Annotated in this window: 8 protein-coding genes; 3 read left to right on the plus strand and 5 right to left on the minus strand. The window is 35.9% G+C overall.

The genetic code is table 11. The features are described from left to right. Nucleotides 1-108: 108 nt before the first annotated feature. Complete coding sequence (locus ACE1MS_RS02865) at nucleotides 109-2,088, minus strand: S-layer homology domain-containing protein (RefSeq protein ID WP_289449445.1); 1,980 nt, start codon at nucleotides 2,086-2,088, stop codon at nucleotides 109-111. Nucleotides 2,089-2,350: 262 nt separating this feature from the next. After that, a complete protein-coding gene (gene pruA, locus ACE1MS_RS02870) occupies nucleotides 2,351-3,895 on the minus strand; it encodes an L-glutamate gamma-semialdehyde dehydrogenase (protein WP_061504551.1) in 1,545 nt (514 codons plus the stop codon). 177 nt (nucleotides 3,896-4,072) lie between these two features. Between pruA and ACE1MS_RS02875 the strand changes: the two genes are divergently transcribed. After that, nucleotides 4,073-5,410 carry a helix-turn-helix domain-containing protein gene (locus ACE1MS_RS02875; RefSeq protein ID WP_031418673.1) on the plus strand — a complete coding sequence of 446 codons (1,338 nt, stop codon included), beginning with the start codon at nucleotides 4,073-4,075 and terminating at the stop codon, nucleotides 5,408-5,410. A 124-nt stretch (nucleotides 5,411-5,534) separates the two neighbouring features. On the opposite strand, the gene ACE1MS_RS02880 is transcribed toward ACE1MS_RS02875, so the two are convergent. Then, on the minus strand, nucleotides 5,535-6,509 hold the full coding sequence (locus tag ACE1MS_RS02880) for a proline dehydrogenase family protein (RefSeq protein ID WP_012292878.1): 975 nt from the start codon (nucleotides 6,507-6,509) through the stop codon (nucleotides 5,535-5,537). A 611-nt stretch (nucleotides 6,510-7,120) separates the two neighbouring features. Between ACE1MS_RS02880 and ACE1MS_RS02885 the strand changes: the two genes are divergently transcribed. Beyond that, nucleotides 7,121-7,741 carry a TetR/AcrR family transcriptional regulator gene (locus tag ACE1MS_RS02885; RefSeq protein WP_031418674.1) on the plus strand — a complete coding sequence of 207 codons (621 nt, stop codon included), beginning with the start codon at nucleotides 7,121-7,123 and terminating at the stop codon, nucleotides 7,739-7,741. Nucleotides 7,742-7,765: 24 nt separating this feature from the next. Here the strand turns inward: ACE1MS_RS02885 and ACE1MS_RS02890 are convergent, their stop codons facing one another. Next, complete coding sequence (locus ACE1MS_RS02890) at nucleotides 7,766-9,139, minus strand: S41 family peptidase (RefSeq protein WP_012292880.1); 1,374 nt, start codon at nucleotides 9,137-9,139, stop codon at nucleotides 7,766-7,768. Nucleotides 9,140-9,331: 192 nt separating this feature from the next. Next, nucleotides 9,332-10,663, minus strand: coding sequence for a branched-chain amino acid transport system II carrier protein (gene brnQ, locus ACE1MS_RS02895; RefSeq protein ID WP_031418676.1), 1,332 nt, complete (start codon nucleotides 10,661-10,663; stop codon nucleotides 9,332-9,334). A 249-nt stretch (nucleotides 10,664-10,912) separates the two neighbouring features. On the opposite strand from brnQ, the gene ACE1MS_RS02900 reads away from it, so the two are divergent. Next, nucleotides 10,913-11,809, plus strand: a complete 897-nt coding sequence (locus ACE1MS_RS02900) for a LysM peptidoglycan-binding domain-containing protein (RefSeq protein ID WP_447402689.1) — start codon at nucleotides 10,913-10,915, stop codon at nucleotides 11,807-11,809. Nucleotides 11,810-11,845 lie beyond the last annotated feature (36 nt).

Here is an 11,845-nt window from a genome sequence, read left to right on the forward strand (position 1 = left end):
TTTACGAGCTTTGGGATCGTTTTTTCTCTTTACTAATAACTACCCAGTTTCCCAAACAATAAACAACTAAAGCTACCTTCCATTGTTGGAGAGGTAGCTTTTTGGGTTTTATTTTACTGTATTAATGAATTTAATATAATCCTTACTAATATAAGCTGGTTCTGAGTGTAATTTATCTGAAATCACTTGATACCAACCATTTGTTCCAGTATCTGTGACAATGACAGGCATATTACTTTTATTAAAGGTGAATAGTGGACTTTGCTGTGTTGATGCATCAGCACGAACATTTAGACCAGCGGTTGTTGTTAGTGCAATTTTATACGGGCTATTAGCATCTTTATAGCCCAATACTTTTTCTGCACGATAATAGTGTCCAGCAATTTTGGCTCCCCAGAAAGGGTCAGAGGCGTATTTTACGTTAAATCCAATCGCTTTAGAGCCAACGACTGAACCATTTGTATAACGTCCGCCAGGCGTAATGTAATTGGGCTGTAGAAACTTTTCGACAAGCTCATTAATGTTTGCGCCAACACTATCAAATTTTTTGTTTAGAGGATTTGTATCATATACATATAAACCAAATAGGTTATTCAAATTTTGAGCATGATCGCTCATTCCGTAGGCACTCTCATGCTGTGCAAGTGCTAAAATAAGCATGGCGTTAATATGAGCATTCGCTTCTATATCTTTTAACACGGAACCTAAACCAATCAGTTTACTTTTCGTTGTAGCATTTTTATAAATAGAAGCACCTGAGCTTTCAACCTCAGCTAGCTTTTGCATAATATATTGATCAATTTCTTCAGCTGTATATTGTGTCGTAGCTCGAGCAGGTAAGAATTGATAGTAATTATAGCCTTCACCTTTTGAAGAGCCGTTCACATTCGTAAAATTAATACCATCCCAGCTAAAGTATTTCTCACCTTGCTTCATAAAGCTAGGGGCCTTGCCGTAGACGTAACTAGATGAGTACTTATTGGATTTATAATCGTATAAGGTATGTTTAATTTCACCATTTTCATTTGTATAATAAGCGCGTCCCTTTACTAAAGCAGAAGGGATTAAGGTAACGTCTGCTTGTTTTAAAGAGCCAACATGTCCAGCTAGACGTACTCTAACGTGAGTCGCATCACTGCCTAGATACTCCATTTCTGTATTAGCAGCAATTGCAATTTGATCCTTAATCGTCTCGGAATTTAATGCGACATAATTATTTGTGACAATCATACCCGAAGACATTTTTATAATCTTATTATTTTGAGTAACCACTAAAGAACCGTTTGTCACTGCTTTTTCAGCAGCTTCAAAGCTAGTATAGGATTGCTTGTCTACTAAATTACCATTTGTGATTTCTTTGACAATAAATGCAGCACTCTCATTATTATTGTTACCTGAATTATTGTCGTTACCAGAGTTGCCGTTATTATTAGAATTACCAGTATTACCGTTGCTATCAGTATTCCCATCATTATTTTCAACAGTATCAGCAAGGAGAATTAAGCGAAGTATAAAAGTTGAAGCTTCAGCAATGGTAGCATTGTCTCTAGGTAAGAACATGCCGTTAGAGCTTCCTTTAATAAGTCCCAATTGAGCTCCTATGGCAATGTCCTGACGGAAATCTTTGAAAATAGTAGCATTGTCTTTAAATGTAATAGAGGAAGTCCCTTTTGGGATTTTTAAATAATCAACCGCTCTAATTAACATAACGGCCATATGCTCTCTTGAGATACGTTCTTCAGGCTTAAATGTGCCGTCTGTGTAGCCGGTAATTATTCCAGCAGTAGCAGCAAGCTTGATTTCATTGGCCAATAAATATGTGTCAGAGACATCTGTAAACGTTATAGTATCTTTTGTCTGTAAGTTTAAAGCTTTTGCTATGTATGTGGCGAATTCACCGCGTGTAACAGTATCATTCGGACGATAGCTGCCATTTGCATCTTTCAGCAAGGCTCCTTTGGAAATCAAATAACGCAGACCACTTTCATGCATATGACCTGATAGCTCATCAGCATAGGCCTTTTGGGGTTGCGAAATGAGTGCGCTAACAAGCATCATGAGTAACATTAAAATTGATAGTTTTTTCATAGTTTTACCCTCCTAAACTGTTATCATTTTAACAAAGTTACAGAATCAAGTTAAGGGTCAAATGTTAGAAATATCATAAAATATACCAGATTGTTATAGGAGAAAAGTATCCTTTTGGCTTATATAGAGAACGTAATAGTGGAATCTGAGAGGGAAGTGAATCAAAATTCACATGAGTTTCTTCTATTATATATAGGTTTGAGTGAAACAATAAAAAAAGCCGTACATATTAAACTATGTACGGCTTTTATGCTGGAAAATATTATAGCATTTCAGAAGTTGTTTTTGCTTGCATGTGAAGTTGTAGGTAGTCTGGGCCACCAGCTTTTGAGTCTGTACCTGACATGTTGAAGCCACCAAATGGTTGGTAGCCAACAATCGCACCTGTACAACCACGGTTGAAGTAAAGGTTTCCAACATGGAATTCTTCACGTGCTTTTTCTAAGTTCATGCGGTTTGTCGTAATGACAGCACCTGTTAAACCGTATTCTGTATCGTTCGCAATTTCAATCGCATGATCGAAATCCTTTGCTTTTGCAATCGCTACTACTGGTCCGAAGATTTCTTCTTTCATAATACGTGCAGAAGGCTCTACGTCCGCAAATACAGTTGGTTGTACGAAGTAACCTACTGTATCATCTGCTGTACCACCAGCTACTAGACGACCTTCGCCTTTACCGATTTCGATGTATTCCGTAATTTTATTGAATGCTGCTTGGTCAATAACCGTTGCCATGAAGTTGCTGAAATCTGTTGGATCTCCAACTGTTAATGCGTTTGTTAACTCTTCTACACGGTTCACTACTTGGTCATACACATCTTCTACGATAACAGCACGAGAACATGCTGAACATTTTTGACCTGAGAAACCAAATGCTGATTTCACGATCGATTGTGCAGCTAATTCAAGATCTGCTTCTTTATCGACAACGATTGTATCTTTACCGCCCATTTCAGCGATAACGCGTTTGATCCAAATTTGACCATCATTTAGGACAGATGCTCGTTGGTTAATACGTAAACCAACATCACGTGAACCTGTGAAGCTGATGAAACGAGTTTTTGGGTGATCCACTAAGTAGTCGCCCACTTCAGCACCAGAACCTGGTACAAAGTTAACAGCTCCTGCTGGAAGACCTGCTTCTTCTAATACTTCGATAAATTTATATGCCACTACTGGTGTTGTAGAAGCTGGTTTTAGTAATACTGTGTTACCTGTTACTAAAGCAGCCACTGTTGTACCAGCCATAATCGCAAATGGGAAGTTCCAAGGAGAGATGACGATACCGATTCCTAGTGGAATATAGTCATAGCGGTTGTATTCACCTGGACGGCTTTCTACTGGTTGACCGTTTTTAATACGTAGCATTTGGCGACCATAGTATTCTAAGAAGTCGATTGCTTCTGCTGTATCTGCATCTGCCTCAGCCCATGGTTTCCCAGCTTCTTTTGTTAATAATGCTGAGAATTCATGTTTACGACGACGAATAATAGCTGCTGCTTTGAAAAGAACGTCTGCACGAATAGCTGGATCTACCTTTTTCCAAGTTTTGAATGTTTCATCTGCTGCTTGCATCGCTTTTTCAGCTAAATCTTTGCTTGCTTTTGACACACGGCCGATAACTTCTGTTTTCTTTGCAGGATTGTACGAAACAATTTTATCTTCCGTTGTAATACGCTCACCACCGATAATAAGTGGGTAGTCTTGCCCTAAGTAACCTTCAACTTTATTTAAAGCCTCTACATAAGCATTGTAGTTTGCCTCTTGTGAAAAATCTGTGAATGGTTCGTGTTTGTATGGAATCATATCTGTTTCCTCCCCTGGATAAAGGGTGCAAAATGATTATGCACCTTTAAAGATTTTGTTAATTATATAATGCAATATAATTTGGCATTAATCAACTAATTTTAAAACTTTTTTAATTATTGCATCTGTTTTTCGTATTGGTGTTAGAATAAGCATAATGGAATACAGGAGGACAAGATGGATAATAATGTATTACTAAGCATTTATAAATACGTCATTGAAAAAGGTGATATGGGAATCTGCGTTGTGGATAAAGAAGGCAAATTGCTCATTTACAATAAAAAAATGCGAGAACTAGAAGGCGTGAATGAAGACGAGTATGAGGAGAGGCGAGCAATAGAAATCATTGATTTCGAAATCGAAAAAAGCGATATCTTTAAAGTTCTAAGTTCTGAAACGCCAGTTCTACATGTAAAAAAAACGTATTGGAATAAAAAAAATCAAGAAGTGACCTACATAAGCAATATTTATCCGTTGCACTATGAGGGTGTTTTAGTAGGGGCTGTAGAGTTTGCTCGGGATATTACGCAGCTTGAATATATGATGTATCAGCCATTAAGAAGATATGGTGCACCGCTAACATTTGATATTATTACGGCTGTCTCCGAAGTTATGAAGGGTGTCATTGAAAAGGCAAAAATTGTCGCCTTGAGCAGAATGCCTGTTGTGCTAATAGGGGAGTCAGGTACTGGAATTGATATGATTGCTGAGGGGATTCATCATGATCTAAACGTGCAAAATGATATGTTTATCGCATTAATTTGCCGGCGAGATGAGCAAACAGTGTTGAATCAATTTGAAAAATACATTGTTGAAAAAGAGAGAATTACTTTTTTTGCTGAACGCATCGAATATTTATCACTCGAGGCACAAGAAAAGATTGTCGAGCTATTCAACGATCATCCAAATCATCAGCATGTTTTAATTGCTAGTGTTGGCAAAGACCCAATAGATTTGATTCAAAAACAGGAGCTTTCTAAAAAACTGTACCGCTTATTTTCTGGAATCACAATTTATGTACCACCTTTGCGTGAAAGAAAAGAAGATATGATGCCATTTATTGATGATTACTTCAAAAGGCATCGTGATAGCTTTGGCTCAACGATTCAAGGACTTTCGGAAGAAGTTCAAGAGATATTTTTGAAATATGATTGGCCAGGTAATTTAAAGGAATTAGAAGTATTGCTGGATGAAATTACCTCTCTGATTACCAATGAAACGGTCGTAGAATCCCATATGCTACCTGTTCATTTTAAATGGAAAATCCAAAGTACATGTGAGGAAACAGAAAATGAAGTATCAACAAGTGATTTGTTTGTTATTAAAAATCAGCAAGACATTCGACCATTAGATGTCTACATGAAAGAGGTGGAGGAATATTATATTTCCAAGGCTTTAGACTTTCATCAAGGTAATATCTCCAAAACCGCGGCTGCATTGGGAATTCGACGACAAAGTTTACAATATCGCGTAAAAAACTATAAGCTCAATAAAAAAAGCGAAAACATGGATTAACAATGTTTTCGCTTTTTTTGATAGCTTGTTTAGAATGACGGATAAAGCAGTCGAACTGACGGATAGAATTCCGAAAGTGACGGCTAGAATTATCGAACTGTTGGATAGTCACTAGCCTTAAGTCTTATTTTCCTTTTTTTGAAAGACGACCAAGGGCGAAGGCTGCTGCTCCTAAGCCAATTGCTAGGTTTGTTTTTTTATTAAACACTTGTTTTGTTACAAGTGCTACGTTTTGTGGGCGCTCAGCTAGACGGCGCATAAAGTAACCGTACCAGTCGTTACCAAATGGTAGGTATGTGCAGAAATTATAGCCTTCACGTGCAAGGTCTAACTGCATTTCTTTACGGAAACCATATAGCATTTGGAATTCAAACTTATCATTTGGAACGTTATGCTGTTTAACGAATTGCTTCACATGATTAATAACATTGTGGTCATGAGTAGCGATAGAAGTAAATTTACCATGTAACAAGTGATGTTCGATTAGCTTCAAATAGTTCCGGTCGATATCACCCTTTGATTGATATGCTACACTTTCTGGCTCTTTGTAAGCACCTTTTACAATACGTAAACGGAAGTTTTTGTACTTCTCAATATTTTCCTCTGACTCGAAGAAGTAAGCTTGAATAACAGTTCCCACATTATCAAATTCTTTGTGTAACTCCTCTAATAATTCAAAAGAGCTGTGTAAACGTTCATAATTTTCCATATCGAAATTCACGAAAATATTATATTGATGTGCAAGCTCTACGATTTCTTTTAGGTTTTCGTAGCAAAATGCGTAATCAATATCTAACCCTAATTGGGAAGGTTTAAGTGAAATATGAGCATCTAGTTGCTCATCGTGAATCGCTTGGACAACAGCTAAAATATTATTTTTTGCAGCAGTTGCTTCTGATTTCTCATAAACGAACTCTCCAAGATTGTCGACTGTACAAGAAATATTCGCTTTATTTAATTCTTTAATAGATTGGACAACTTCAGGTAAGCTAGTGCCTGCAACAACACTTTGTGCCCCCATTTTTAGACCATATTTTTGTGCAGCGCTATTTAATACTTTGTTTTCTGATAAGTAAATGAAAAAATCACGTAGTACCATTTTTATGCCTCCAAAATTGAAAATTTTAAATTCTTGGCGATTATAACACTTTTTTCGAAAAGTAAAATGGGATGATTTTTAGAAAAAAATTTTTTGAACAGATGACTGAGGAGGTAAACTCTTGGCGTAATTGATTTTTCGAATTTAAAAACGGCCATAAAAAATATTTTTTCAAAAAAAAGTACTTTTCAAAATAATAGTTTTGTTTTATGTTAAAATTTTTGTCTTAAAACGGAAGTGCTGCTTTATTGAAGGAGTTTATTGCTATAATTTTGCTAATTTATTGGGTGAAAGAGTGTTTATTTAAACCCAATCTATAAGAAAAAAAGAAATAAGTGAAATCCTTCTATTGATAATATGTTGATATAATTTTATGGTATGGATAATTGAGGTATTTTGGAAATTAAATAAAAAATATACACTTTTTAGTGTAATCATAAATCTATCATTTATAGTAAAAATTTAAAAGGTGTATTATAATACAATGGTGTATAATCATGAATAAAAAATGCACATGTTATGAAAATTTAGTTACTTTTGATTAAGAATAGTGTGTCTATTAGTGATGCTAAGGGATTAGGGCGACTATAAACTGAGATAAGGTGGAAAGTATGGCAAGGGGTAGAAAATTTAATTCAAATGGTGAACGAAGCAAACAACTATTACTTGAAAAAGCGATAGAGCTATTTTCTGATAAAGGATATCATCATACAAAAATTAGTGATATTGTGAAGGCTGCTAATGTAACACAGCCTACTTTTTATTTATACTTTAAAAGTAAAGATGCACTTTATAATGATTTGAACTTGCAATTTCAGAGTGGCTTTTTTGAAGCGATGAATAGTAAATCCTCTGATAGTATGGCTAATGGATTAGAAGCATTTATTTCGATTTTAGAACAAAAACTGTCAAAATTGTTTCTCTACATAATCGAAAATCCGAAGCTATCAAAAATCGGTTTTATAGAATCTAAGCAGGCAATTTTAGTAAAATCTCAACTAACGCAAGAATTAATCCATCTTATTTATCTTCATGATTGTGACAAGGATTTACAACGTTATCGTGTAGATATTAAAATTTTAATAGATTCTTTAGTTGGATCGATGGAGAGACTGATTTTAACCAATTTACTAGAGCAAAAAAGATTGCCAGCAGAACTAGCAAACGATATTGTACAATTATATTTTTGGAAAACTGAAGAAATCATACAAAAATCCTCCCATCAGTCGTAATGTAGATTGATGGGAGGATTTTTCTTAATTTTCAAATTTTATGTGCTGATAATAACCTTTTTGTCCCTTGCTTTGTTTATTCGGATGAATGAGTAGCATATATTCCTGATTGAGTGATAAAGGACTCGTTGGAGTAACAATTAATGTTTGCCCTTCGACTTTAGTAGTGGCTAATACTTCATCGCCCCCTAAAGCAATAAGTTGAATAGACCCCTTATCCATTTGTGAAACAAGTGCTGTAGGTAGTTTCACCGTTATTTTTCCTGTTTGAATGCTAGTCTTCCCAATTGAAAGCTTTTTATATTTAGGGTATTGCTCCTTTATGGCATCAAAATGTGCCTGGAAAATAGGCGCTGTTGTTGTTTGAATATTGGGTTTGACTCCTACTTCATGAATGGTTTGCTGGGCAGGACCTGTAAATTTGCCTACAGTTAATTTTAAGTAGCTTCCGTCATGGAGCATGTAAAAGCCTTGCATGGCGCCCTTCCCGTAAGTAGTTTCACCGTATAAAATAGCTGCTTTTTGGTCTTTTAATGATGCAGAAAGCATTTCAGAAGCACTAGCGCTGTATCGATTGACTAAAATACGCGTATTTACTGGAAACTTCGTATTTTGCTTAACGGCTGGTATTGTATAAGAGGCATGTGCTTCCTCTAATAGATACGCAACTTTTGCTGATGGAAATAGACCTGTAAGCTCTTCAGCTGTTGTAACATACCCGCCACCGTTATTTTGTAAATCGAAGATAAACGATTTAGCACCGCGCTTTTTTAAATCAGCTAACGCTTTTTTGACAAGCTGTGCACCATCTTCTGAAAATGAAGCTAGTGAAATGTAGCCAACATGCCCAAACAATAATTTAGATTGTACATTTGGTAATGTGAATTTTTTTCGTGTAATGGTTTTTGTCGTCGTCGTTTCATTACTATGTTTAAGTGTAACTTTCACCTGACTACCTTCATGACCAGTTAAGAGAGAAGAGGTCTCCTGTGTAGAACGACCAATAATTGACTCACCATTTACTGCAATAATGATATCTCCTGCTTGTAAGCCTGCATCAAATGCACCACTGCCCTCAATTACTTGTAAAATATGAATACCATCTTCGTGCTCTTCAATCACAACACCGATGCCGATGGATGATAAATTGATGCTATTCATATAATCTTCAAATTCTTGTTTTGTAAAATAGGTGGAGTAAGGATCCAGCATATCAATAATTTCTGCGATGGATGTAGCCTTTTCTAAGTTTCCGTTAATCGTCCCCACATACGTATTCTGTATAATATCCTTTACTTCTCTTACTAACGATTGTTCATGGCTAGCTGCTTGCGTAGATGTTAGTGGTAGGAGAAAGAAGCCTAGAATAAATACGAACGGCCATATTAATTTTTTCATTGAACACCTCTTTTCTAGAACTCACAATAGGAATGTATGTCCTCCTAGTTAATGGATGGATACATTTTACAATTGAGTATCTAGTTTTTATTATACATGAACGATAGAAATAGTGGATGAATTTAATGTCATAGAAAAAGAATCTACTTGCCTTGTATAGCAAGTAGATTCTCATGAAAAATGTCAGGTCCATTAAGCCGAGACTTGATTGTTAAATAGTTTATAAATAATAAAACCGATAAATGCACCAACAATGGCTGGTACAAGCCATCCTAAGTTTTGCTCATACAATGGCAAGGCTTGAAGAATATTTTCATATGAAGTGATGTCGATTTTCATTTGCTTTAATCCATCATATAGGCTGACAAGGAAGGTAGGGATTAACGCTAAAATATAAACAATTTGTCCACCTTTAAAGAAGTGATCCATTAATGATAGCACCATTAATACCATGGCTATTGGATAAATGATTAACAGCACAGGTAGAGATGCTTTAATAATTGTTGAAAGCCCTACATTTGTAATGGCTGTACTAAAAATAGTAAAGACGATTAAGAATGTTTTGTAGGATACTTTTGGGAATAGTTTATGGAAAAATTGTGCGTTGGCAGTTAGTAAACCTACAGCTGTTGAAATACAAGCTAGTAAAATAGTCGCAGACAAAATAATACTTCCTAGACTTCCAAAAAGTACTTCTGCTGATTTTGCAATAATATCTCCACCATTCGCAGAAGTACCAATGGCAGCAATGCTTGTATTACCGATATGACCGAGTGAGATGTAAACAAAAGATAAACCAATTGCTGCAACAACACCAGCAAATATAGTTGTATTGACTTGCTTTTTCTTATCTGTCATGCCCATATCACGTAATGCTTGTAAAATAACGATACCGAATACAAGAGCGCTCAGAACATCCATTGTTAAGTATCCCTGTACAAATCCTTCAGCAAATGGGGAGCTAATATAGTTTCCAACCGCTTCCCCTGGCTCGCCCATTGGAGAAAGAAAGCTTTTGACAGCCAGCAATAAAATGACAAGAAGTAGGGCAGGGGTTAAGATTTTTCCTACTCGATCGACAAGCTTCGAAGGGTTAATGGATAAATAAAGGATTAAGGTAAAAAACAAAATAGATGTAATGAAAAGAGGTGCCCAATGATCCTTCATACCTTCTGAAAGAAAAGGGGCAATTCCAATTTCATAGGACACCGATCCAGTTCGTGGTACAGCAAAAAACGGGCCAATTGCTAAATATACAATAGATGTAAAGAGTATACCAAAAGCGGGGCTAACACGATTGGCGAGCAGTTGTAAATCGCCTCCTGCTTTAGCGACAGCAACGATAGCTAATAATGGTAAACCGACACCTGTAATTAGGAAGCCAATCATGGCTACTGAGATATTTTCACCTGCTTGTTGACCTAATAACGGTGGAAAAATAATATTCCCAGCACCCAAGAATAAGGCAAATAGTAGTAATCCTACTGCTAAATTTCCTTTGAGGAAATGCATGATGTTTTTCATAAGTTAAAAACTCCTTTAAGATTGAAAAGATGAAACTTTCTAAAAATTTTAAATACAGAAGTGTATGTTATCATAGGAACTAAATTCTTGCAATGAATATACTATTGTAATATAGTCGGATTTCGTCGTTTTCTATAAGTTTGATAAAAAGTTTGAAAAATAGTCAGTATTTCCGATTTTTCATAATATAATTATCTAGTATGATAGACACACAAGGAAATATTCTAGCACGAACGGAGGCACTTTGGTATGCAAAAAACAAAAAAATGGAGAATTCTTGTTTTAAGCACTTTAGCCACTTCATTTTTAACACTACAAACTGCAGAGGCTGCAACATATACTGTACAAAAAGGCGATACTTTATCTAAAATCGCCCAAAATCATCAAGTAACGATTACAGATATTATGAAATGGAATAATCTATCGAAAGATACGATTTATGTGGCTCAAAAGCTTGAAATTCAAAAGCTAGCGACGAATGATAGTAAAAATCCTTCAGTTCCATCAACAACCGTAAAGCAGCCAACAACTACTTCTCACACAGTAGCGAAGGGTGATACATTATCCAAAATTGCTAAGCAATATAATGTGACCATTAAGGATATTATGAGTTGGAATAAGCTGGAGAAAGACACAATTTACATTGGACAAGTGTTAAAAATGTCTCCAGGCGCAGTTATTCCCGAGAGCGATTCAATACATAATAATGTGACTTCAGATGCGGGTACACCACCAAAAGTAACATCAAATGATCCTACCACTAATGGACAAGCTATTTATAAGAAGACAATAGAAGTGGCCAATACATTGGTTGGGACACCGTATCTATATGGTGGAAATACACCTGTAGGCCTTGACTGCAGTGGCTTTATTTTCTATACCTTTAATCAAGGTGGCTTAAAAATAGGAAGAGCGAGTAGTGAAGGGTATTTTAATGGCAATACAACAGCTGTACAAAATCCAGTACCAGGTGATTTAGTCTTCTTCGAGAACACATATAAAGAAGGGATTTCTCATATGGGTATTTATCTTGGTGAGAATAAATTTGTCCATGCAGGTACAGATGGTGTAGAAATTTCAGATGTTACGTATCCATACTGGTCATCTAAACTAGTAGCCTATAAACGTTTTGATAGTGTGAAATAAAATACTAGGGATTTTTGCTAGGGCAGAGATCACTAG

This window comes from Lysinibacillus sp. fkY74-1, from assembly GCF_053165895.1.

Bases quoted from the DNA above. Each gene is read 5' to 3' on its own strand.
- ACE1MS_RS02865 (WP_289449445.1), bottom strand. From the start codon at position 2,088: ATGAAAAAACTATCAATTTTAATGTTACTCATGATGCTTGTTAGCGCA.
- pruA (WP_061504551.1), bottom strand. From the start codon at position 3,895: ATGATTCCATACAAACACGAACCATTCACAGATTTTTCACAAGAGGCA.
- ACE1MS_RS02875 (WP_031418673.1), top strand. From the start codon at position 4,073: ATGGATAATAATGTATTACTAAGCATTTATAAATACGTCATTGAAAAA.
- ACE1MS_RS02880 (WP_012292878.1), bottom strand. From the start codon at position 6,509: ATGGTACTACGTGATTTTTTCATTTACTTATCAGAAAACAAAGTATTA.
- ACE1MS_RS02885 (WP_031418674.1), top strand. From the start codon at position 7,121: ATGGCAAGGGGTAGAAAATTTAATTCAAATGGTGAACGAAGCAAACAA.
- ACE1MS_RS02890 (WP_012292880.1), bottom strand. From the start codon at position 9,139: ATGAAAAAATTAATATGGCCGTTCGTATTTATTCTAGGCTTCTTTCTC.
- brnQ (WP_031418676.1), bottom strand. From the start codon at position 10,663: ATGAAAAACATCATGCATTTCCTCAAAGGAAATTTAGCAGTAGGATTA.
- ACE1MS_RS02900 (WP_447402689.1), top strand. From the start codon at position 10,913: ATGCAAAAAACAAAAAAATGGAGAATTCTTGTTTTAAGCACTTTAGCC.